This window comes from Halorientalis salina (assembly GCF_005049285.1).
In the GTDB taxonomy this organism is placed as follows: Archaea; Halobacteriota; Halobacteria; order Halobacteriales; family Haloarculaceae; genus Halorientalis; species Halorientalis salina.
This window is the reverse complement of sequence record NZ_SOSC01000010.1, coordinates 39,178-61,882: the sequence shown is the minus strand read 5'-3', so window position 1 is coordinate 61,882 and position 22,705 is coordinate 39,178. Positions and strand designations below refer to the sequence as shown.

The window sequence follows — 22,705 nt, the reverse complement described above, 5'->3', positions numbered from 1 at the left end:
GGCGTCGAACCGAGAGGGTCCCGGTAGTGAACCGCTCCGCTCGGGAACTGATTGCGTGGCTCGGCGGGGGAACGTTGCTGGTGCTCGGCGTGCTCTTTCTCGTCAGCGCACCCCCGCTTGGCGTCGTCACGATACTGCTCGGCCTGTTCGTGTTTCCGCCGGTCCGGGAGCGGTACGCCATCGATACCACGGCCACGGACCTCGGCGTCTGGCTCGTGGGCCTCCTGTTGGTGCTGTTCGGGCTCGTCGTCGCGCCCCAGATTCCGCCGGCCGGCGCTGCTGCTGTCGTGACCGGGCTGTTCGCGATTCCGCCGGTCCGGTCCCAGCTCGCGAAGCGGACCGGCGTCCGACCGGGGCGCGCCGTCGTCGCTGCCGTCGTTCTCGTCGGTGCGGCGGCCGCCGTGGGGCCGGTCTACGTCGAGATGAACACGCCCCCCGAGCGGGGCAACGTCACACACGACCCCGGCGAGGCCTTTACTGTCAACGCCGGCGACGACGCCGACCTCGAGTACACCGTCACGGGAATCCAGATGACGACCGCGGTCAGCCCACCCGGCGACGACGAGCTGGTCACGCCCGACTACGACGCGTTCCTGGTCGTGACGCTGGTAATCGACCACGACGGCGACGAGCCTGTGTCGCTCTACAGCTCAGATCTGGGCGTCGTCACGGAGGGCGGGAACTACTACGCGGCCAGACGGAACGCGAGTCGGATTCTGGCGGCCGAGGAGTTCGAATCCGACCAACTGGGGCTCGGTCGCGTCGAGAGCTCTCAGGTGCGCGTCGAACCGGACCAACGGCTCACCCGAGCGGTCGTCTTCGACGTTCGCGCCGGCCACGAGTACCGGCTCAAGACCCAGCCTCCCAGCAAGATGACCGAAGGGGATTTCCACTACGTCCCGCTCGGTGAGATCAATATGTCTCGCGACGAGTGAATCCCTGGCACCGCGCTCACTCCGCTGTCAGCCGGACCAGCACGTCGTCCCGGCCGCCGGGGAACGGCCCGCTCGCGCGTCCGTCCCGGTTCGAGGTGATCGCGTAGAGGTCGCCGTCCGGACCCTGTTCGACGTGACGGATGCGTCCCAGTTCGTCTTCGAGTCGTTCCTGCGTCGCCGCCAGGTAGCGGTCGTCGTACCGGTCGCCATCGTACAGTTCGCCGTCGCCTACGGCCGGGGGGTTCGCGTCGGTCCCGAGCGTGACGGCGACGAGGAGTTGCCCGATGAGACCGCCGAACAGCAGCCGGTTCCGGAGGCCGTGGACGGCGTCGCCGGTGTAGAAGACGCTCCCGGCCGGTGCCCAGGAGACGGCGTCGGCGACCGGCGGCTGGTAGTCCGTGTCGGCGTAGTCCGCGTATCCCTCGCCGTTGCGCGCTTCTGGCCACCCGTAGTTCGCACCCGCCCGCAGGACGTTCACCTCGTCGCCGCCGCCCGGACCGTGTTCGGTGACGACGGGCGTGGCGTCGGGCAACCAGGAGATACCCTGCGGGTTCCGGTGGCCAAGGGTGAAGATCCGGGGGTCGGCGTCGGAACCCAGGTCGGGGTTGTCCGGTGCCGGATCGCCGCCGGGCGTCACGCGCAGGATCTTCCCCCCCAGGTCGGTCGGGTCCTGTGCTCGCTCGCCCTCGCTGGCGTCACCGGTGGTGATCCACAGGTAGTTCGCCGGCCCGAACTCGATGCGACCGCCGTTGTGGATGGTGTCGGCGGGAATCCCCTCGACGATCGGCCACGAGGTGCTCGCGGGGTCGTCGTCACGCACGTCGAAGGCCCGGACCGCGTTCTGCGTCCCGCTGTCCGTTTCGGTCGTGAAGTACGCGTACACGAGCGGTGGGTCCGGATAGGTCGGGTGGACCGCGATACCGAGCAGGCCGCCTTCCCCGCCTTCGACCCACCAGCTCCCCTCCTCGGCACCCGGGTCGACCGCCTCGGCGTCGATGACGGCCCCGGGTTCGGCGACGGTCTCGCCGCGACCGTCCGCGAACGCCTCGAAGCGGACGATGCGACCGGTCCGCTCGGTGACGAACAGCTCTCCTGTGGGGGCAACGGACAGGTCCCAGGGGATTTCGAGGTTCTCGACGAGCACCTCCGCGCCCAGGTCGTCGGTCGCGGGCGTGTCCGTCGGCGCGGACCAGTCCGGCGCGTATCCGTCCCAGGCGGTCTCGTCGTGGGTGACCGACGTGTCGTACGGCAGTTGCTCCGGTCTGTCCGACGGCGTCGTCCCGTCGCCGGGTGTGGACGACGACCCGGGGGTACGGTTCGTCGGTGCTCCCCCGAGGAAGCCGGTACATCCGGCGAATCCGCTCGCACCGACCGCAGCGAGGAGGTGCCGACGTGTCAGCGGGTGTTCGACCATATCGGGACTGGGGAGAACTCCGGTTAAATCCTGCCGATTTTGGCTAGCCTAAAAAATGGTGGGCCGGCGGGCGCGACCGCCCCGCGTCGGTGTCGTGAACCAAACCCTCTTGACCGCCAGGGCCGTCCAACCGAACAATGGTACGTACGCTGACCTGGGTGCTCGCGGGTGTGCTCCTCTACACGCTCGTCGCGATGGCGCTGCGCGCCCGGGGACGGATTCCCGAATACATCCGGGTCCAGGGGCCGATCACCACGATACACACGAAGCGTGGCCGGGCCTTCCTGGACTGGCTGGCTTCCCCGCGCCGGCTCTGGCGCGCCTGGGGGAACTTCGGGGTCGGTATCGCCCTGGTGACGATGATCGGGATGTTCGTGACGGTGCTGTTCGCCGGCGTCAGGTCCGTCACGGAACCGCAGGCGACCCCGGTCCGGAACCCCCAGAACGTCCTCGTGATCCCCGGCGTCAACGACTTCCTCCCGGTGGCAGCGGCCCCGGAGATCGTCTTCGGCCTCGTCGCCGGCCTCATCGTCCACGAGGGCGGGCACGGCCTGCTCTGCCGGGTCGAGGACATCGACATCGACTCGATGGGACTGGCGCTCTTTGCCTTCATCCCCATCGGCGCGTTCGTCGAACCGAGCGAGGAGAGCCGCAACGAGGCGAATCGGGGCGCACAGACGCGCATGTTCGCCGCCGGCGTCACCAACAACTTCGCCATCACGCTCGTGGCCTTCCTGCTCCTGTTCGGCCCCATCGCCGGTGCGATCTCGGTCGTCGACGGTGCTCCCGTCGGGAAGTCGTTCCCGGGGTCGGCCGCTCAGGACGCCGGCATCGAGCGCGGCGACGTCATCACCGGCGTCGGCGGGCAGCCGGTCGCCAACGCCTCGGAACTCGACGCGGTGCTGGAAAACACCACGGACCGGACGGTCGAAGTCGAGCGACGGGAGGGCTCGACGGTCAGGGTCGATCGGAAGTTGATGATCACGCGGGCGATACCCGGCGTGCTCGACGGCTGGCCCGGGGAGTCCGGCGTCGACATCAGCGGCGACACGCCGCCGACCATCACCGCCGTCAACGGGACGCCGGTCTACACCGAACAGGGCTTCTCCGAGGCCGTCCAGAACCGGCCCGTCGCCACCGTGTCGACGACCGCGGGGAACGCGACCTTCCCCGTCGGTGCCTACGTCACCCGAGCGAGCGAGGGCGATCCGCTGGCGGCGGCCGGTGCCCCGACCAACGGCACGGCGGTCGTCATCACGCAGTTCGGCGGCGAGCGGATCACCGACACCGGGGCGCTCCAGACGGCGCTTTCCAGTCACGAACCCGGTGACGAGGTGACGATCGAAGCGTACGTTCTCGACGGTGAACGGCCCAGGGCCACGACGTACAACGTCACCCTGACCGAAGACGACGACGGTAGCGCGTACCTCGGCGTCTTCCTGCAGGGCGGCACGAGCGGGGTGGCGGTCAACGACTTCGGCATCGACACCTACCCGGCAGAGGGGTTCCTCGGCCTGCTGGGCGGCGGCAACGGCCCGGCCGGTGAGTCGATCGGATTCATCCAGCAGATCTTTTTCGTCCTCGTCTTGCCCTTCGCGAGCGTCATCGTCCCGAACCTCTCCTACAACTTCGCCGGCTTCCTCCCGTCGGTCGTCGGTTTCTACACGATCGAGGGGCCGCTCTCCGTCTTCGGTGGCTGGGTGTTCACGTTGGCGAACGTCATGTTCTGGACGGCGTGGATCAACCTCCAGCTGGGGCTGTTCAACCTCGTTCCCTCCTTCCCGCTGGACGGCGGCCACATCCTCCGGGCGAGTACCGAGGCACTCATCTCGCGGCTCCCCATCGAGGGTGGCCGCCGGCTGACGACGGCCGTCACCATCTCGATTAGCCTGGTGATGATCGCCGGCCTGTTCCTGATGATCTTCGGTCCCGGGCTGCTGGCCGGAATGGGTTCCTAACAGGCGATCGCCCACCGCCCCGGCCGTTTATTTTCCCGGCTTCTGGCCGTGGCACGTCGCGACGCCGCCGATGGACGACTGTCCGCGTTAGCGGTATACTAACACGCCTGTATGCCCGCCCAACCGTGGTAACCACTGACGTACAAGGTGGGCGCTGTCCGTCCGTGCCGGGTGGATGGCCAAACGGGTCGGCGTCGTACTCGTCGTGCTCCTGCTGTTCGCCTGGACACAGGGGCTCTTTCAGGTGACACAGCTCCCGCTGTTTCCCGACCGCGATTTCGACGGGGACGGTCTCGACAACGAGCGGGAGCGAGAGCTGGGGACGAACCCCTTCGACGCGGACACCGACGGCGACGGCCTCGGCGACTGGCTGGAGGTCACCAGATACGGGACCGACCCGACGGTGGCTGACACGGACGGTGACTCGTACCCGGACGGTGTCGAGGTCGCCGCCGCCACGCCGGTGGCCGGTGCCGACCCGCTTCGGAAAGACGTCTACGTCGAGATCGACTACATGGCCGGACACAGGCCCTTGCGGGACCAACTCGACCGGATCGCCGAGCGGTTCGCCACCGCGCCCGTCGAGAACCCGGACGGCTCATCGGGGATCGATCTCCACCTCGTCGTCGACGACGCGATCCCAGTGTCAGATCGGACGACGCCGGAGGACCTCTCCCAGCTGCGGGACATCTACTTCAACAACTCGTCGGCGGGCTACCACTACGCCGTGATCGTCGACGACGTCAGCGACGCCGGGTTCACGCGGACGGGGTTCCAGTCCTCGGGGCGGGGCTACCGACAGATGGCTGTTGAGTACCAGCACGGCGAGTTCGCCGCCACGTTCATGCACGAACTCGGGCACTCGCTCGGGATCGACTCCAGCGATTACGAGGGCGTCGACTCACATTCCGTCTCCGGGACCCGGTATCGGAGCATCATGAATTACAACTACGCCGGGGACGGGCTCCGATTCTCCCGGCAGGCGCCCTTCGACGACTGGGCGCACATCAACGACTCGCGGCTCAACCCGCCACCGCGCGACCTCCGTCGCCGCATCGCCGCCTCGGAAGCCGCTGAACGGTCCGAGGCGGGCGACGGATAACGGAAACCTCCTTACGGACCGCTTCGAAGGGCCACGCATGGAACAGCGCGACCCGCCACCGACCGACGAAGGATGGTACGCCCTGCACGATTTCCGAACGATCGACTGGGACGCCTGGCGCGACGCGCCCGAGCACCGCCGCGAGCGGGCGCTCGAAGAAGGCATCGACTACCTCCAGTCCCACGCGAACCAAGCGGACGTGACCGACCCCGACGAGTTCGGCGGCGGCGACACGGTCGTCTATACTATCGTCGGACACAAGGCCGACATCCTGGTCCTGCACCTGCGCGAGACCGTCGCGGAACTGGACACGGCAGAGCGCCAGTTCGAGCAGACGGCCTTCGCCCAGTTCACCGAGCAGCCGTCGTCGTACCTCTCGGTGACCGAGGCGTCGGGCTACACGGAAGAGGCCCGCGGCTACTTCGAGGGCGAGGTCGACGACGACTCGGGACTGGCCCAGTACATCCAGAAGCGCCTGCATCCGGACGTGCCCGACGCCGAGCACGTCTGTTTCTACCCGATGAGCAAGCGTCGCCAGCCCGAGCAGAACTGGTACGACATGCCCTTCGAGGAGCGGGCCGAGATTATGGCCGACCACGGCGACATCGGCCGAGGCTACGCCGGGAAGGTCAACCAGATGATCGCCAGCAGCGTCGGCCTGGACGACTGGGAGTGGGGAATCACCCTCTGGGCCGACGATCCCACCGACGTCAAGGACCTCCTGAACGAGATGCGCTTCGACCCCTCCTCCAGCCACTTCGCCGAGTTCGGCCCCTTCTACTTCGGCCGGAAGTTCCCGCCCGCGGACCTGCCGGCCGTCCTCGCTGGCGAGGACGTTCCCACTGGGGACGCCGAAACCGCCGGCCAGCACGCCGAAACCGAGGCTCCGGCCCACGCCGGCGGTGCCGACGGGCACGCCAGCGATGCCGACGGTGACTCCCACGGCGAGTCCGACGGTGACTCCCACGGCGAGTCCGACGGCGACTCCCACGGCGGCGGCCCGCCCAGCCAGGCCGTCGAGGAGAAAGACGTCGACGTCGAACCCGACGGGGACATCCAGGCGAAACTCGGCACCCTGGGTATCTATCCCGGCGACGACTACGAGGAGGGGACCTACGGACTGGTGCTCTACTCGGAGGCCGACGCCCAGGACCTCGCCGACGAGGTCGACGGTCTGCGGAGCAACTTCGAGCACTACGACACGCACGTGCTGACGGCGGTCCGGGCCAACGAGGGCCGGGCGGCCATCGCCAGCGTCTGGGAGACCGAAAGCGCCGCCGACACGGCCAGCGGCTTCCTCAACGACCTCCCGGGGGTCGTCGAGGGGTACCGCGGGCCGCTGGGCGAGGGCGACGGCGAGACCGAGGACGTCGACGCGGACACCGGCGACGAGATCCGCGGCGAACTCGAAGACCTGAACATCTACGCGGGCAAGCCCCACGGCGAGGACGTGTACGCTCTCGTCCTCTACTCGGAGGCCGACCGCGAGGAACTGTTCGAGGAAGTCGACGACCTCCGGGACGGCTTCGACCGCTACGACACCCACGTGAAGACGGCCCTCTACGACGCAGAGTCCGGCGGGACCGACCGGACGGCCGTCGTTTCCATCTGGGAGACCCAGGACGCGGCCGACACGGCGTCGGACTTCCTCTCGGACCTGCCCGACATCGTCGGTCGAGCCGGTGAAGAGTCCGGGTTCGGGACGATGGGCATGTTCTACACGGTCAAGCCCGAACACCGCGAGGACTTCGTCGAGAAGTTCGGCGACGTCGGCGAGTTGCTGGCGGACATGGAGGGCCACCACGACACGACGCTGATGGTCAACCACGAGGACGAAAACGACATGTTCATCTCCAGTCAGTGGCGCGCAAAAGAGGACGCGATGGACTTCTTCCGCTCCGATGCGTTCTCCGAGACGGTTTCGTGGGGCCAGGACGTCCTCGCCGACCGGCCGCGACACGTCTTCCTGGCGTGACCGGCCCGGGGCCTACCCTCGCTGATCCACCTCGCTGAGAACGTCGAGGACTGCTACCGCCCGGTCGAATCGCGGCCCCGGCGCGACGGCCGCGTCGCGGGCAGACTCGCCTGTATCGGCACCGCCGTCAGTCCGTCCACCGTCTGAATCCTCGATGAGGCCGACCGCCCGTAACGTGGGCAGGTGCTGATGGTGGCATTCGATCCGCGCCCGCTCCTCGGGTACGTCGAGCGACGCGTGGATCGCGTTCAGCGGGACGCGGTTCCGGCCCTCCGCAGTCCGTCGTGCACGCAACTCTTCGAGGAGGTGACGCCTGTGGGGATGGGCCAGTGCTCGGAGCAACTCGTCGACTGTGGGCTCTGTGGCTTGTCTCATTGTCAGAGGGATGAACGCGGCCGCGATACCGCCACTCGCACCGGCTTCGTGTCATCGTTCGTGTCCGATACCCGCTTTCACATTCGGCAATTGTAGACTGGCTGTATAGGCCTTTCAACCAGGTTCTCGGAATGTGTGTGCCCGTTCCCTCAACACGAGCCGGTTTTGTTGCCGGATTGTTGTGGTGTCGGGAGTTGGATTACCGGTTTCTGGGATTGCCGGACAGGCGACACCGCGCTGGCGTCGGGAATCGTAACCCCTTACCACCGACTGGCGTGTACCGTCAGGTATGAGCGTTATCAGGCTCGCCTGGGGACGAGCGACCGGGCCGACGCCGACGGCGTCCTACGACGCGGCACTCGCCGCGGCCAACGTCCACAACTTCAACCTGATCACCGTCTCCTCGGTCATCCCCGCCGAGGCCCACCTCGAAGCCGTCGGGACCGCCCCGGACCTGGGAGACGTGGGCGACTCGCTGACGGTCGTCCAGGCCCGAGCGACGCGCGACCCCGGCGACCCGGCCGCTGCGGGGATCGGCTGGGCGCGAAGCGAATCCGGCAAGGGCCTGTTCTACGAGTCCTCGGGCGAGGACGCGGCGGCCGTGCGCGACCGCATCGAGCAGGGACTGGACGCAGGCAAGGAACTGCGCGACTGGACGTTCGTCGAGGGGGACTCCGTCGTGGTCGACGCCGAACCCGATCCCGACGCGTACACGACCGCGGTGGTCGTCGCGGCCTACGGCGAGAGCCGACCAATACTGCGATAGTCGGCGGGTTTATACGTTCGACACCCATACCTCAGGGGAAATGTACGGAAACACTTCCTTCGGGAGTTCCGACGACGTGCCCACCCTGAACGCCGAGCAGCGGCGGCACCTCCGGAGCGATCTCGCCAACGTCGCCGCGCGGACCCGCGAGTTGCTCCCCGACGACTTCGCCGTCGGGCTGGAACTCTCCGCCAGCCCCGAAGGTCCCCGGGCGACCGTCGCCGTCCAGCCCCCCGTCGGCTCCATGGTCAGTGCCGGCTACACGCCCGACGACACCGCCGACCTCCGCATCGGCGAGGACGAACGGACCGACATCGCACAGGGACTCGCCGCCAGCGCCGCCCTGCAGGTCAAGCAGGCGATGGCCAACTCCGCGTCGCCGACCGCGCAATAATACAACCTCTTTTCCCGGGGGCATCGGCGGGCGTCTTCGACGCCCGCCTCAACCCCCGGCAAAACCCGTTGATGCTGTCAGAACGCGGGGCGTTCTGACTGCCAATCAGAACCGCTTTGCGGTTCTGATGATGCCAAAAAGCCGCCTCCGCGGGCAAAGCCCGCTCTGGCGGTGTCTGTGTGAGTGGCCCGCACGAACGCAGGCTCGGAAGACGCTCCGCGTCTTCCGGTGAACCGGCGAGCAAGCTCGCCCGATGCTGGAAACGACAACTTCTTCGCTATCGGATTCGGCGAAACCAGCGGTTCTCACCCGCCTGCTACGGCTGCGTCTCTCCAGCCCTCTCCTCGCCGTCGATCGGCGGAGCGTAGAACAGCGCGTATCCCATCGCGGCGCTCGCGGGCAGACTCCCGGCTGCCAGCGCCAGCGAGAGCGGGACCCCCACGAGGAAGCCGACGACAACCGCCACTAGCAGCGGTCCCGGAATAAACGAGAGGACCAGGTCAGGCTCGGACACCTGATTCAAGCGAGTGTCTGAGATGGTTGCCTCCATTCCCACTGTCCATCCAGTCCTAATTAAATATTATTACCTGGCAACGAACAGAGGGAACGACACTCGGCTGTAGCGTCGGGTACCATGCCATCATTTCCTGGTCTCACTGTTGCTACCGGGGAATATCGTTCCATGACAAGAAACACGGGACGGGACCGATTCCCCAGTCCAAATCGGGGGCAATTCCACACACGGAACACAACCAAGTGCGTGTGCGGGACTCAGTCGCCGTCCAGAGATTCGCAGCTACGGGTGTTCGCCCGCACGTAGCCGAACGGTGGGTTCGGTGTCGGCATGGTGGGCCGACTCCCACCTCCCAGCATCGGCGCGTCAATAATCGATTTCCACACTCGAATGGTCAAGACCGATATCGTCGGACGCTGTTTCGAGATCGTACGTGCCGTTCTCGAGGCCACCGAATTCGATAGCATCTCCTGGTGGAACTCCTTTTTCCTGCTCATAGCCGTTCGGACCCGAGACCGTTACTGACACAGTGACATCATTGCTGTTCGACACGGTTATGCTCCCGTTCCCGTGCACGCACTCGGGGGTGACCATGAGGTCCTCGAACTCCTCGGGTGGTTCCTCCGGCTTCTGCTCACACCGGGCGTCAGAAATGGTGAGGACGGGGTTGTTTCCGCCACCACTGAATGTGACTGCTGCGGCTGTGACGGTTCCGCCACCGTCTTTTGTCATCTCGAAATGCAGGGCACCGCTTCCCTGTCCTCGACGGGACCCGTCGACCGTCTTCGTTGTCCCGTCCGCAAATTCGACGGTTAGTTCTGCGCCTGCCTCCACGAGTGGTGTGGAACCACCGGGAGTCAGTATCCAGTGCCAGAATCCCTGTTCCGTTGCGTCACAGTCCTGTTCGGCATTCTCTTCACCCTGGCCAGCCCATTCGAGAGTCCGTTCCTGTTCTGACCCTGTCACTGTCTCTGTTTCCTGTGCCAGTACGTTCCCCGCGGAACCAAGGCCGATTCCAGCCAGCGTAACTGTTCCAGTCAAGGCCAGCATATCTCGTCGCGTTCGATTCGGTTTTTCCATAGGTGTCTACCACCTATCAATCCGGTCTCGGGGCGGTGATTTACTACCGACGAGCTAACCAGGATTACGCACCAACGTTACAGACTGCGTAAAACACTTGTTCTGAGTTGCAAACCGATAGCAGGCGGTCGAGACCAGGTCCTGGCTGTTGCTCATTTTGTAACGTCGGATATCGTCCGCTACCGAACTGCTGCTGCCCGTTTCTGAAGTCCGAGTGGGATATCACGCTACTGCAACGAGACCAGGAAGGGAGCCGCTTTGGCTACTTCCCCCAGAAGGGGTCGCGATTGCGCTGTTTTTCGAGATACATAGAGAGCGCTTCCCGTTCGTCGGCGGGGATGTCCTCGGCGAGTTCCTGTTCGAGGATTTTGGCGTGTTTCTCGGGGAGGTACACCCACAGTTCGTCTTCCTCCTCGATCTGGCGGCCGACAGTCGGGCCGTCGATGGAGACGGCCGCGCGCTCGCCGGCGCGGAGTTCGTCCACGTCCTCGCCCTCGTCCTGGATCGATTTGAGGTTCCCGATGCGGTTGAACTCGCCGTTCTCGAACTTCGCGACGTCGGAGTTGCGCTTGAGGGTCCCCGAGCCGACCTCGACGCCGACGACGGCGGGATCGGACTGACGGAACGTGTGGTCTCGGAGGATCTGGAACCGCGCGGGCCGGGTGATGTTCTCCATGACCTGTTCCTGCTGGGACTGTTCGATCTCCTCGACGTGCTCCTCGTACTCCTCGATGAGCCGGTAGATGACGTCGTTCTCGAAGATGCGGACGTCCTCCTGGGTGGCGAGTTGCTCGGCGTCGCTCAGGACGTCGACCGAGAACGCGAGGATGACCTCGTGTTTCCCCTCGTCGGCGGTCTCGGCGACCCGGATGTCTCGCGGGGCCACGTCGCCGACCTCCGCGCGGACGATGGGAATCTCGGACTCGTCTAACGTGCTCGCGATGGCTTCCAGGCTCCCGAGGGTGTCGGCCTTGACGACGACGCCCTGTTCCTCGGTCCGGACCTCGATCTCGGCGAGTTCCTCCTCGACCTCGGCGATGACCTGGGGTTTGTCCCGGTCGCGGACGACGCGGATGGGCGCGCCGGCCATGGCGTCGTCGAGTTCCGGGGCGGCGATCTTGACCCCGGCTGCCGCCGAAACCTCGGGGACCTTCTCGAACTGCTTTTCAGTCCGGATCTCGGCCAGCGGCCGCGGCTGGAGCAGGGCCCTGACCTCGGTCGTGATGGGGGCGTTCAGTCCCCCGACGACGATTTCGTCGTCGGCCTGGATGGTTCCGTCGTAGAGAACGGCGTCGACCGTCGCGCCGAAGCCCTGGGTGTCCTTGACCTCCAGGACCGTGCCGGCCCCCGGTCCCTCGACGTCGATGGCCATCTCGTCTTTCATGTACCGCTGGGACAGGCCCATCAGCACGGTCAGCAGGTCGGGGACGCCCTCGCCAGTCATCGCCGAGACGGGGACGACGCCGACGTTCTTCTGGAAGTTCTGGACGCGCCAGTACATGTCCGCGGAAAAGCCCTGGTCGCTGAGTTCGCCGATGATGCCGTACAGCCGCTCGTTCAGGTCGCCCTGGACCCGCTCGGACTGTTTTTCCATCGTCGGCTGGATGGGTTCACCTTCGTTGGGGTTCCAGCCGGGAACCGTGTCCACCTTGTTCGCGGCGACGATGAAGGGCGTCTGGGTCCGCTTCAAGATGTCGACGGCCTCCAGTGTCTGGGGCTGGAACCCGTCGTTGACGTCGACGACCAGTACTGCGATGTCGGCGAGCGCGCCGCCCCGTGAGCGCAGCGTCGAAAAGGAGTGGTGACCCGGCGTGTCGATGTACAGCAGGCCGGGCAGGTCGAAGTCGTCGGGATCGACGAGGCTGCCGGCCATCTCGGAGATGGTTTCGAGCGGCACCGCGGTCGCGCCGATGTGCTGGGTGATCGCGCCGGCCTCGCCCTCGGTCACCGTCGAGCCCCGAATCTTGTCTAGCAGCGTGGTCTTGCCGTGGTCGACGTGGCCGAGCACCGCGACGATGGGCGTCCTGAGTCCAGTCGATTCGTCCCCCGCCAGTCCGGTCTCGGTATCCGGGTCAGAGTCAGACATTGCATATCACCGTGGAAAATCCTTGTCCGATACCAACCGTGCGCGGGATTTAAAGAGTTCGACAGCAGAATTCTCCGGGTTACCGTACCCGGGGATGAATGTGACTTCACGTTTGCTCTTTCGTCGACTGCTCTGTCAACTCGTCACGCAACAGCCGCGAGCACAACCAATGTGAGGGGCTCATCCGTCAGACCTGCGTCACACGGCCCGTGGCGTTTATGTGAGTGGAATACACAGTCCCCGGTATGGCAGAGATACTCGCGGAGAACCTCTCGGGGAAGGCCGTCATGGGGTCTGACGGCACCGAACTCGGGATGCTGTACAACATCACGATGGATGCGAACTCCGGTCGCTTACACAATCTCGTCGTCGAACCGGACGAGATGGTCCGGGACGCGGAGTTCGACACCGACGAGACCGGTCGTTTCCTGATCCCCGTCACTCGCGTGCAGGCGGTCAAAGACCACATGATCGTTCAGCATTAGCCCGTTTTCACTTCGATGTACGTTCTGGATTCCTCGGCGTTCATTAACGAGTATCACACCCAAGAGCCCATCGCCTCGATTCCGATGGTCCGCGAGGAACTCGAAGGCGAGAGTTCCTACCGCTTCGACGCCCTCGAAGGGTCGGGCATGCACCTCCACATCCCGGAGGACGAAACCGTCGAGCGTATCGAACGTGCGGCCCGGGAGACCGGCGACTTCGACGGGCTGTCCCGCACCGACATCCGGCTCGTCGCCGCCGCCTTCGAACTCGACGGACACCTGGTGACCGACGACTACGCGATGCAAAACGTCGCGGAGAAACTCGACGTGTCGGTGGAGGTCATCGCACAGGAGGGCATCGACGAACAGCGCGAGTGGATCTTCCAGTGTTCCGGTTGCGGCCGGGAGTTCGACGAGAACCACGACCGCTGTCCGATCTGTGGGAGCGAACTCACGCGGAAGAACCCCGCCTAGTACGGCACAACAGCCCGCTCAGTCGGACGCGGGAAAATCCCGCTCAGTCCAGGTGCTCCAGGCCGACGTCGATGAGTTGGCGGAGGACCTCCTCCTCGGTGAGGTCGTACTCCTGGGCCAGCGTCCTGACCTCCGTTGCGAGGTCGTCGTCGCAGACGACCGAGTACTGGGTCGGCATACTACCCACTTGGCGATTTTCACGCATAAAAACCCGTCAGACAACTGTCTCACGGGTCGTACGGAGCGATGTGACTCCCGGCCCGGCGGCTACATGCCTGGACTCGGTACGTTGCCCGTCAGCTGGGCGTACAGCGCGAAGAACTGGATGGCGTTGAAAGTCCCGTGAATGAAAATCGGGACCAGCAGGTTCTCGGACTTGTAGTAGCTGTAGCCCAGCACGAGCGAGAGGACGAACACGATAAACAGCGTCGACAGCATCGCGATGGGGTCGGGACTCGCGTACTGCTGGAAGTGGACGGCGGCGAAGGCGACGCTGGCGACGAAGACGGCCGTCCGTCGCGAGAAGGACTCGTAGAGGTACTTCTGGACGACGTTGCGGTAGACCAGTTCTTCGCCGGGCCCGATGGCGAGCCACGACAGCGGGATCAGCGGCAGGAGGAAGACCGGCTCTTCGACCTGCTCGGCGAGTGTCTGGACGCTGCTGTCGGCTGTAGGTAATCCCAGTTGCGTGAACGTGTACGACACCAGCCCCGCCGACAGGAAGATGACGAACAGGCCGCCGATGCTGTATCCCACGTCCCGCAGGTCGGGCCACTCCACGTCGATGTAGTCCAGCCCGAGGCCGCGATACCGGAGATAGCCCAGCGTGAACAACCCGAGTCCGATCCCCGAGCCGGCAGTGAGGACCGGATATGCCTGGCTCGTCCCGAACGCGGGGGACACGATCATCGGAACGATGACGACGGCGTACGCGATGAGCATGCTCACCAGGAAGCCCGCGAAGCCGAGGAGGGTCGCCGCTACGACGGCCCGGACCTGCGTCCAGAGCTGGTCGTCGGACACCGCCCGTCCGTCCGCGACTGCCACGACTGCGCCGAACAGCCCCGCGAGCCCGGCGATCGGCAGCCCGAGCGCGACCGTGGGCGTGGCACCCTCGCCGAGTGCCGGCGTGACGAGGCGAGCGAGGGCGACGACGGCGACCGCCGCCGCGAACAGGCCGGCGACGACGGAGCCGATCGGGCGGTCGAGTTTGCCGTGGCGTCGGAGCGAAAACGTGGCTGTCGCGATCAGGGCGAGGCCGGCAGCCAGGGCGCTACCTTCGATCCCGTCGACGGCGACGAACGCCGGCTGACCGGTCCAGGGCAGGAACGAGGCGACCAGCGCGACGCCCGCGAGGACCAGACCGAGCGTCGGCGCTGCCCCGCTTGCGGGTGCGCCACCCTCGGCCGTCTGTGCTGTTGCCATTGGTTTCAGCGTCGGACCGTGCCGGTATATGGCCTGTGCTTCCCGTCGAACACGCTCCGACACCCGGTGCCGCCGTTAGTCCTGGACGACCAGTTCCGTCTTCTCTGCGACGGCGTCGGCTTCCTCGAACTCCCCGCCGCCCAGCAGGCCGCGGGCCGCTCGTTTGCCCCACTCGACGGCCGGCTGGTCGAACGTCTCGACGTTGTAGAGTTCGCCGGCCATGATGCAGGCGGCCTCCATGCCGTAGAGGAGTTCACCGACACTCTCGGCGTCCAGGCGGTCGAGTTCGACCCGGACGTTCGGCCGGCCGGCGGCAGCCAGGCTCGCCTCGGTCGCCTCGAACTCCGCATCCAGGAGTTCGCCGAGCGTCGACCCGCCCAGGTAAGCCAGCCCGTCGATGTCCGTTTCGGGGATCTCGCTGTCGGCCCGTTCGCGCGTGCGGACGAGCGTGACCATCTTGTCCCGGGGGCCGGCCCGGTAGAGCTGGAGCTGGGAGTGCTGGTCGGTCGCGCCGAGCGCGCGGGCGGGCGTCTGGCCCAACCCGTCCTTGCCCAGGCTCTCGGCCCACAGTTGGGCGAACCACTCGGCGAAGTACTCCAGGCGCTCGGCGTAGGGCATCATCGCCGAGACCGAGGCCCCGCGCTGGTCCAGGGCGTAACTCACCGCGCCGTAGGCGTAGGCCGGCGAGTCGTACAGCGACCCCGACAGCGAGTCGGCCGCGGCCCGACCCCCCGCGAGCAGGCCCTCGATGTCGTGGCCCTGGATGGCCGCGGGGACCAGCCCGACGGCCGACAGCGCCGAGAACCGGCCCGGGACGCCGTCTGGTACGTCCAGCGCGGGCATGTCGTGGCGGTCGGCCAGTTCCCGGAGCGGCCCGTCCTCGCCCGTAGTGACGACGGTTCGCTCGGTCCAGTCGACGCCCGCGGCGTCCATGGCCTCACGGACGACGAGGAAGTTCGACAGCGTCTCGGCCGTGGTGCCCGAGCGGGAGACGACGTTGACGGCGGTCTTCTCCAGCGGAACCTCGGCCAGAATCTCCCGGACGCGTTCGGGGTCGACGTTGTCGAGGACGTACAGCGGCGGGGCTTCGGCGTCCGCTCCGTCGGCATTGATGCCGCCGAGCGCCCCCGAGACCGTCGCTGCGCCCAGAGCGCTGCCGCCGATGCCGACCGTCAGGATGGCCTCGGCGTCGATGAGCGGTTCGACCGCGTCCTCGATGGCCGCGGCGTCGGTGCGGTCGGGGAGGTTCAGCGAGGCGTAGCCGAACGCCTCGTCGGCGCGACCGCGTTCGATGCGGTCGTGGGCGCGGGCGACGTCCTCGTCGAGCCGGTCGAGCGCGTCCCGGGCGATCCCCGGGTCCGCCTCGCTCGCGAGTGCGTTGCCGATGTCTACCTTCATGGGCGTCCCTGGTCTCCCCCCGAAGAAAACACTTCCTCGTTGCGTCGGAGTCTCCGATCCCAGGGGGCGAATCGCGGTGCTTAACGGAGTCGGGTGCCTACGCCGAGCCAATGACGGAGGAGGCACCCGGCGAGTCCGCGCCCGAGAGCGACGACCGCGCGTCACGCTCGCCGGCCTCGGGGACCGCGGCCGACGAACCGGACGATGGGCCCGAGGAAGACGCGTACAACGGCGTGTTCGGTGCCTTCCCGTACGCGATCCGTACCAGCGAGTCGCGGCTGTTCAAGAGCTACGGCGTCGTCGGCGGGTTGCTGGCGGCCATCGGCGCGTTCATGTTCGCCCTCTCGCTGATCGGCGTCGTCGCCAGCACGACGGGGACGACGGGCGGAACGTTCTCCTTTTCGCGGGCGTTCATCATCTTCGTCGGGATGCTCGTCGTCTTCCCGCTCATGGCACCGATCCTGTCGGTCGCTCGTAGACATCGGCGGTCGGCGTCGACGCCCCGCTACGACGCCGCCGTCGGCCTCGGCGGGTACGTTTTCGTCTTCTCGCTGTACCTGACGCTGCTGCTCTCGATCCCCCCGGAACAACAGGAGCCGGTGTCGGGCGTGACCGCTCCGATCGTCGAGGTGTTCTACGACCTGCCGGCCATCTCCGGGCTGGTGCCGCCGATCGTCGCCGTGGTGTTGTTGTATCTCGTCCACCGTCGATTGGCGTAAGCGCGGTGAGCCGGTCGCTGCCGAACGCAACGCGGAAAAAGACCCAGTTCATACCGGGAACCCATGAAACAGGGGACGTTTCTCGTGACCCACGCCGACGAGGGGTCTGCAGTGGTGCAGGACGTGGCCGACAGTCAGGTTCACACGCTGGCGGACAACCCGGGGCTGGCCGTCGGCGAGGTTCTTGAGGCGACGCTGGAACCGGAGCCACCCATGGAGGTGGCCTGGCAGGTCACGACCCTCGACACCCAGCGGTCGATTCCGGTCGAGCACAGCGAGGAACCGCCGACACAACTGGCGCGTGAGCTGGCGGGCGACCAGCCCGTCGGGGACCTGACGACCCGTGAACGGGCCGGCGAGGGCGAGCTACACGTCCTCACCGTTCCACCGGAGCAGACCGCCGACGCAGCCGCGGAAGTGGTCGACGACGAGGAGACCATTGCACGGGCTGCCCGACTCGGCGTCGCCCGCGTCGAGGTGCGCGCGGCGGACGGCGTCGTCAGCGTCCGGTACATGCCGTGACAGTATTTTCCGCTTCTCTGCGGTGTACCCGATCTAGTACTTAAATATAACCGGCGTCTACCGGCTATATTCTTATTGAGATAGACCGGTAAGCGGTGCTTACGCCCGAGGGAGGCGTAGGGGGACGTAGCAAGTACCGTGTCTGTCTCACCATACATCGCGGCACTCGGTCTTTCGGTGGTCGTCGCGGTCGGGCTCGCCGCGCTGACGTGGCGGCGGCGACCCGAACCCGGGACGCGAGCCTTGAGTCTCCTGCTCGTGTCGGTCGTTCTCTGGACCAGCTGTTACGCCGTCGCGCTGACGGTACAGGACCGCACGCTGCGAATCGCTCTGCAGCGACTGCTCACACTGCTGTCGGTCGGAACGCCGGTCGCGTGGATCGTCTTCGTGCTCCAGTACACGGGACACGGCGACGAGGTCACCCGACGAACCGTCGCTGCGCTCTCGGTCCTGCCGGTCGCGACGGCGGCGCTCGCGGTGACGAACCCGTTTCACCACCTGGTCTGGACGAGTTCCGACATCGTCACGACCGGGGGCCTGACGATCGTCTTCCAGACGTACGGTCCCGCCTTCTGGATCCATCTCCTGTACGCGTACACGCTTGTCCTCGCTGGTGTCGTGTTGCTGCTCAGACTCGTGTTCACGGCCGAGCACCTGTTCGCGGATCAGGCCCTCGCCATGCTCATCGGGGCGCTCGTCCCGCTAGCGGCGAACCTGCTCTCCATCGCGGGCCTGGCACCCGTCCCCGGACTGGACCTGACGCCGTTCGCGTTCACGATCAGCGGCGTCACCTTCGGTTACGCGCTCTTCCAGTCCGATCTCCTGGAGCGGGTCCCGGCGACGCGACGCATCGGCCGCAACGCCGTCGTCCGGAACATGCGCGACGGGGTCGTCGTTCTGGACGACAGCGACGTGATCATCGACATCAACCCTATCGCGGAGACCCAGTTCGACTGCGAGGCGGCCGACGTGATCGGCCAGTCAGTCCGCGACGCGTTCCGTGAACTGGCCGTCGAGGTCCCCGACGGTGAGGACACCGTCGTCTGGTCCGCGCCGGGGCCCATGGAGTACGAGATCAAGGCCTCGACGGTGGCCGACCAGCACGACCGGACGGTCGGGCGCGTCCTCGTCGTCCGTGACATCACCGACCGAACGAACCGCCGCCAGCAACTGCAGGTACTGAACCGGGTGCTCCGGCACAACTTCCGCAACGACATGAACGTCATCGACGTCTGTGCGACCCAGTTGACCGACCGACTCGACCAGGAGAACGCCGAACTGGCCGACCGCATCCGGATGGTCGCCCGTGACCTGGCCGATACGGGCACGAAAGCCCGGGAGATCGAACGCATCATGTCCCGGCGGCACAACGACCCCCAGCCGATCGACCTGCCGCCACTGGTCAAGCGCCAGGTCGATACGATCCGTCACGAGTACCCGGAGGTCGACGTCGAAACCGACCTCCCAGACTCGCTGGAGATCCGATCGACCGGCGTTCTCGAATCGGTCCTTCAGAACGTTCTGGAGAACGCCGTCGTCCACAACGACAACGCCGACCCTCGGATCGAGGTGGCCATCGAGGAGTTCCCGACGGCCCGGGAGATCGAGATCTCGGTCGCCGACAACGGTCCCGGTATCCCGGATCAGGAACGCGAGGTGCTCGTCAAGGGCACGGAGACACCGCTGGAACACGGGAGCGGGCTCGGCCTCTGGCTGGTCAACTGGGGCGTGTCCATGCTCGGCGGCGAGATCGAGTTTACGGATCGGGGAGACGACGAGGATGAACCGTCGCAGGGTGAGGATACCGGCCCCCGCGGCAGCGTCGTCACGATCACCATTCCGCACCGCCAGCCAGTGGTTCCGGCCGATTCGGGCACCGAGTCGCCCATCGACGCGAGTTGACTACTCCGTCGGGCCGGCAGCGCTCTGGACGTGCCAGCCGCCGTCGACGTCGCAGGACGCCCGCACCTCGTACTCGAAGTCGGTTTCGTCGCTCACGCGGTGTCCCCCGTCGACCGCTTTGACGCGGAGCGGCACGTCCAGACTGTCGCCACAGCAGCCGACGCCGACGAACTCCGCCCAGGTGTCGCCCGGCTCGACCGTGTCGTGGACCGTCCGGAGGTACGCCTGGAAGTGCGGTGTCGACACCTGGGATCGGCCCCACGCCGAGAGGTCTTCCGGGTAGGAGAGGACGACGCGGCGCGCGGCTGCGGCTCCCTCCTGCGTGGGACTGTTCTCCGGTGACATGATCCGAGGTACGCCCGCGTGGGCCAAAACCCTTGGCTGTCCCCCCTGCCTGTACGTCGTCCGGTCGACAGGTTGGCAGGAATTCCTGTCGACAGCGTCCTGACGTGTCGGATCGGTGTCGTCCGCGGCGTCGTCTGGTTTCGGCACCCCCGCGCGTGAACTGAACCGAGATAAGAAGGCTTATTCGGGGCTGTTGCACACGGAGGCACATGGTGGAGTTCGAGGTACCGGCAGCCGGGCACGGGGGGTGGTCCGGATGAGCGTGACAGACCTGCCGGACCGCTTACCCGAGATCGATTACACGAAGTACACGAACCGCCAGCTCGCTGCGATCCCGCTCGCAGTGCTGGGCGTTTCGTTGTTGATCCTCGCCGGCTGGTACGTCATGAACGGCGTCCCGGTGTCGCTAGGCATCGTGTTCACCGGGGGCACGGAGGTACAGATCGTCGCGAACGACTCGCCGTCGGAGATCGAGAGCAACCTCGATTTCCAGGTCGACTCGGTCCAGCCGGTGCGCGGGAGCGACCGCTACATCGTGACGACCCAGTCGACAAACACGGACCAGATCGAGCAGTCGATCGACTCGGCGGGGTACGAGGAGATATCCAAAAGCGAGACGGCCGCGAGCTTCGGGGCCGACTCCGTCCAGCTGGCGCTGATGGGGGTCGCCGTGGCGTTCGTCGGGATGAGCCTGATCGTCTTCGTCCTCTTTCGGACCTTCGTCCCCTCGATCGCCGTCGTCATCTCGGCGTTCTCCGACATCGTGATCCCGGTCGCGCTGATGAACGTCTTCGGGATCAAGCTCTCGCTGGGGACCGTCGCCGCACTCCTGATGTTGATCGGGTATAGCGTCGACTCGGACATCCTGCTCAACAACCACATCCTCCGGCGTCGCGGGGGCTTCTACGAGTCGACCTACCGGGCGATGCGGACCGGTGTGACGATGACGCTGACTTCCATCTCGGCGATGGCAGTGATGACCATCACGGCGTTCCTGCTGGGCATCCCGCTGTTGCCCGAGATCGGTATCATCCTCGTCTTCGGGCTGACAGCCGACCTCATGAACACGTATCTGCTCAATCTCAGTCTGCTTCGCTGGTACAAATACGAGGGGATCAAACGATGAACCTGCGCGAGAACTGGCGGATCGTCCTCCTTTGCGTGTTCGTGCTGGCCAGTGCGGTCGCACTGTTCGCACCCATGGCGATGGGTGATGGTGGATCCGGACTGCAGTACGGTCTGGAACTGTCAGGCGGGACGAGTATCCGCGCGCCACTGATCGGCATGACCGCCGAGAACGTCAACGTCAGCCAGAACGTCGACAACGAGAACCGGGTGCGGGCGGCGATCGCCAGCGACCTGAACGTCTCCGAACGGGACGTGAACTTCCGGACTCAGGAACGCGCGGTCGAGGTCTACTCGAAGAACGTCACGAAAGGGGAACTCGCATCAGCACTCAGTCAGCAGGGGCTCGACGTGAGTCAGGACGACGTTCGGCGCGGCGTCACCCAACAGACTCGCGAGGACGTGGTCTCGATCTTGGACGAGAAGGTCAACCAGGCGGGGTTGACCGGCGGTGGCGCGCGGCTGACGACCTCCGGGACCGGGAAACACTTCGTCGTCATCGAGGTGCCGAACCAGAACCGGACCGAGGTGCTGAACATCGTTCAGGACCGCGGGCAGGTCGAGATGGTCGCACACTTCCCGGACGGGAACGGGAGCTACCGCGAAGTCTCGCTGCTGACCAACGAGGACTTCGTCAACATCGGGTCGGCACAGCCGGCCGGCGGGAACCAGCCCAATCCCTTCGTTTCGGTCGCGCTGACCGACGAGGCCGCGGGGAACTACTCCGCGGCGATGCAGGAGTTCGGCTTCACCAGCCGGGAAGGGATCGCGAACTGTCCGACCGGGACCGCCCGGCAGGATCCGGACAACGCGTCGGGCTACTGTCTGTACACGGTGCAGGACGGGAAAGTCGTCTACGCGGCACAGATGAGTCAGGGGCTCGCACAGGAGATGGAGAGCGGTGACTTCGTGAACGATCCGTCGTTCATCATCACCGCCCAGAACATGTCCGAGGCCCAGCAGCTCTCGATCAACCTCAAGGCCGGCGCGCTCCCGACCGAACTGGCCATCGAGGAGAACGGGACGACCTACTATCTGGAACCGAGCCTCGCCCAGGAGTTCAAACTCTTCTCGGTGATCGCGGCCCTGGCCGCCTGGATGGCAGTGAGCCTCGTCGTGTTCATTCGCTACGGAAGTCCGCGCGTCGCCGTGCCGATGCTCGGGACCGCGGCCGCCGAGGTGTTCCTGCTGCTCGGCTTCGCGTCGGTCGTCGGCCTGGCGCTGGACCTCTCGCACATCGCCGGGTTCATCGCCGTCATCGGGACCGGGGTGGACGACCTCATCATCATCGCCGACGAGATCTTACAACAGGGTGATGTCGCGACCGGCAGGGTGTTCCAGAACCGGTTCCGGAAGGCGTTCTGGGTCATCGGCGCCGCCGCGGCGACGACCATCATCGCCATGAGCCCGCTGACGGTCCTCTCGCTGGGCGACCTGACCGGGTTCGCCATCGTCACCATCGTCGGCGTCCTGCTGGGCGTGCTGGTCACGCGACCGGCCTACGGTGACATCCTCCGGCACCTGATGCTCAGCGAACAACAGCGCCAGGAATAATTTCGACCGCCGATTTCAGTTTTCCTTTCGCGTCTCAGAAGATCGGGTGTTTTCAGCGACAGAAAACGCTCACAGCCTTTTGTGTGGGTGTAGTACGTACGATCAGGTGCAGTCAGACGCCAGCGCGATGCGCTGGCCTCTCACTCTCTCCCCACGT

General features: G+C 66.1%; 22 protein-coding genes. 13 read left to right on the top strand and 9 right to left on the bottom strand.

What is annotated here, in order from left to right:
• The first annotated feature begins 26 nt into the window (after nucleotides 1-26).
• On the top strand, nucleotides 27-935 hold the full coding sequence (locus E2481_RS15390) for a DUF4352 domain-containing protein (RefSeq protein WP_136718051.1): 909 nt from the start codon (nucleotides 27-29) through the stop codon (nucleotides 933-935).
• 16 nt (nucleotides 936-951) lie between these two features.
• Here E2481_RS15390 and E2481_RS15385 read toward each other — a convergent pair whose 3' ends face one another.
• The gene (locus E2481_RS15385; protein WP_136718050.1) at nucleotides 952-2,349 is read right to left on the bottom strand and encodes a PQQ-dependent sugar dehydrogenase; all 1,398 of its coding nucleotides are present in this window, start codon (nucleotides 2,347-2,349) and stop codon (nucleotides 952-954) included.
• A gap of 137 nt (nucleotides 2,350-2,486) precedes the next feature.
• Here E2481_RS15385 and E2481_RS15380 point away from each other — a divergent pair, with 137 nt between their 5' ends.
• The 3 genes from E2481_RS15380 to E2481_RS15370 all read left to right on the top strand — a co-directional run bounded on the left by E2481_RS15380 (nucleotide 2,487) and on the right by E2481_RS15370 (nucleotide 7,384).
• A complete protein-coding gene (locus E2481_RS15380) occupies nucleotides 2,487-4,307 on the top strand; it encodes a site-2 protease family protein (protein WP_136718049.1) in 1,821 nt (606 codons plus the stop codon).
• A 175-nt stretch (nucleotides 4,308-4,482) separates the two neighbouring features.
• Nucleotides 4,483-5,409 carry a hypothetical protein gene (locus E2481_RS15375; protein ID WP_136718048.1) on the top strand — a complete coding sequence of 309 codons (927 nt, stop codon included), beginning with the start codon at nucleotides 4,483-4,485 and terminating at the stop codon, nucleotides 5,407-5,409.
• A 37-nt stretch (nucleotides 5,410-5,446) separates the two neighbouring features.
• Entirely contained in the window at nucleotides 5,447-7,384 is a 1,938-nt protein-coding gene (locus E2481_RS15370; RefSeq protein WP_136718047.1) for a heme-binding protein, read from the top strand.
• A 12-nt stretch (nucleotides 7,385-7,396) separates the two neighbouring features.
• On the opposite strand, the gene E2481_RS15365 is transcribed toward E2481_RS15370, so the two are convergent.
• Nucleotides 7,397-7,759 (bottom strand): hypothetical protein, encoded by a 363-nt coding sequence (locus E2481_RS15365; RefSeq protein WP_136718046.1) that lies wholly within the window; start codon nucleotides 7,757-7,759, stop codon nucleotides 7,397-7,399.
• A 289-nt stretch (nucleotides 7,760-8,048) separates the two neighbouring features.
• Between E2481_RS15365 and E2481_RS15360 the strand changes: the two genes are divergently transcribed.
• Nucleotides 8,049-8,525, top strand: coding sequence for a pyruvoyl-dependent arginine decarboxylase (locus E2481_RS15360; RefSeq protein WP_136718045.1), 477 nt, complete (start codon nucleotides 8,049-8,051; stop codon nucleotides 8,523-8,525).
• A 40-nt stretch (nucleotides 8,526-8,565) separates the two neighbouring features.
• Nucleotides 8,566-8,919 carry a DUF5811 family protein gene (locus tag E2481_RS15355; protein ID WP_136718044.1) on the top strand — a complete coding sequence of 118 codons (354 nt, stop codon included), beginning with the start codon at nucleotides 8,566-8,568 and terminating at the stop codon, nucleotides 8,917-8,919.
• Nucleotides 8,920-9,235: 316 nt separating this feature from the next.
• Here E2481_RS15355 and E2481_RS15350 read toward each other — a convergent pair whose 3' ends face one another.
• The 3 genes from E2481_RS15350 to infB all read right to left on the bottom strand — a co-directional run bounded on the left by E2481_RS15350 (nucleotide 9,236) and on the right by infB (nucleotide 12,599).
• Entirely contained in the window at nucleotides 9,236-9,469 is a 234-nt protein-coding gene (locus tag E2481_RS15350) for a hypothetical protein (RefSeq protein ID WP_136718043.1), read from the bottom strand.
• 330 nt (nucleotides 9,470-9,799) lie between these two features.
• The gene (locus E2481_RS15345; RefSeq protein WP_169302463.1) at nucleotides 9,800-10,513 is read right to left on the bottom strand and encodes a hypothetical protein; all 714 of its coding nucleotides are present in this window, start codon (nucleotides 10,511-10,513) and stop codon (nucleotides 9,800-9,802) included.
• Between the two features lie 262 nt (nucleotides 10,514-10,775).
• A complete protein-coding gene (gene infB, locus E2481_RS15340; RefSeq protein ID WP_136718041.1) occupies nucleotides 10,776-12,599 on the bottom strand; it encodes a translation initiation factor IF-2 in 1,824 nt (607 codons plus the stop codon).
• A gap of 245 nt (nucleotides 12,600-12,844) precedes the next feature.
• Between infB and E2481_RS15335 the strand changes: the two genes are divergently transcribed.
• A complete protein-coding gene (locus E2481_RS15335) occupies nucleotides 12,845-13,084 on the top strand; it encodes a PRC-barrel domain-containing protein (protein WP_136718040.1) in 240 nt (79 codons plus the stop codon).
• Between the two features lie 15 nt (nucleotides 13,085-13,099).
• Complete coding sequence (locus E2481_RS15330) at nucleotides 13,100-13,558, top strand: NOB1 family endonuclease (RefSeq protein WP_136718039.1); 459 nt, start codon at nucleotides 13,100-13,102, stop codon at nucleotides 13,556-13,558.
• Nucleotides 13,559-13,601: 43 nt separating this feature from the next.
• Here the strand turns inward: E2481_RS15330 and E2481_RS15325 are convergent, their stop codons facing one another.
• The 3 genes from E2481_RS15325 to E2481_RS15315 form a co-directional block, all read right to left on the bottom strand.
• Complete coding sequence (locus tag E2481_RS15325; RefSeq protein ID WP_136718038.1) at nucleotides 13,602-13,736, bottom strand: CopG family transcriptional regulator; 135 nt, start codon at nucleotides 13,734-13,736, stop codon at nucleotides 13,602-13,604.
• Nucleotides 13,737-13,825: 89 nt separating this feature from the next.
• A complete protein-coding gene (locus E2481_RS15320; protein ID WP_136718037.1) occupies nucleotides 13,826-14,983 on the bottom strand; it encodes a CPBP family intramembrane glutamic endopeptidase in 1,158 nt (385 codons plus the stop codon).
• Nucleotides 14,984-15,058: 75 nt separating this feature from the next.
• Nucleotides 15,059-16,381 carry a glucose-6-phosphate isomerase gene (locus tag E2481_RS15315; protein WP_136718036.1) on the bottom strand — a complete coding sequence of 441 codons (1,323 nt, stop codon included), beginning with the start codon at nucleotides 16,379-16,381 and terminating at the stop codon, nucleotides 15,059-15,061.
• A 110-nt stretch (nucleotides 16,382-16,491) separates the two neighbouring features.
• Here E2481_RS15315 and E2481_RS15310 point away from each other — a divergent pair, with 110 nt between their 5' ends.
• From E2481_RS15310 to E2481_RS15300, 3 genes are all read left to right on the top strand, one after another.
• Nucleotides 16,492-17,100, top strand: a complete 609-nt coding sequence (locus E2481_RS15310) for a hypothetical protein (protein WP_250137844.1) — start codon at nucleotides 16,492-16,494, stop codon at nucleotides 17,098-17,100.
• Between the two features lie 63 nt (nucleotides 17,101-17,163).
• Nucleotides 17,164-17,622, top strand: a complete 459-nt coding sequence (locus tag E2481_RS15305; RefSeq protein WP_136718035.1) for a DUF5812 family protein — start codon at nucleotides 17,164-17,166, stop codon at nucleotides 17,620-17,622.
• A 138-nt stretch (nucleotides 17,623-17,760) separates the two neighbouring features.
• Nucleotides 17,761-19,524: a histidine kinase N-terminal 7TM domain-containing protein gene (locus tag E2481_RS15300; protein ID WP_136718034.1), complete on the top strand. Its 1,764-nt coding sequence runs from the start codon at nucleotides 17,761-17,763 to the stop codon at nucleotides 19,522-19,524.
• Here E2481_RS15300 and E2481_RS15295 read toward each other — a convergent pair whose 3' ends face one another.
• Complete coding sequence (locus E2481_RS15295) at nucleotides 19,525-19,869, bottom strand: hypothetical protein (RefSeq protein ID WP_136718033.1); 345 nt, start codon at nucleotides 19,867-19,869, stop codon at nucleotides 19,525-19,527.
• A gap of 256 nt (nucleotides 19,870-20,125) precedes the next feature.
• Between E2481_RS15295 and secF the strand changes: the two genes are divergently transcribed.
• Together secF and E2481_RS15285 are read left to right on the top strand one after the other, a co-directional pair.
• Nucleotides 20,126-20,995 carry a protein translocase subunit SecF gene (gene secF / locus E2481_RS15290; RefSeq protein ID WP_136718032.1) on the top strand — a complete coding sequence of 290 codons (870 nt, stop codon included), beginning with the start codon at nucleotides 20,126-20,128 and terminating at the stop codon, nucleotides 20,993-20,995.
• Nucleotides 20,992-22,548, top strand: a complete 1,557-nt coding sequence (locus E2481_RS15285; protein ID WP_136718031.1) for a preprotein translocase subunit SecD — start codon at nucleotides 20,992-20,994, stop codon at nucleotides 22,546-22,548. Before secF ends, E2481_RS15285 begins: the two co-directional genes overlap by 4 nt.
• The last annotated feature ends 157 nt before the right edge of the window (nucleotides 22,549-22,705 follow it).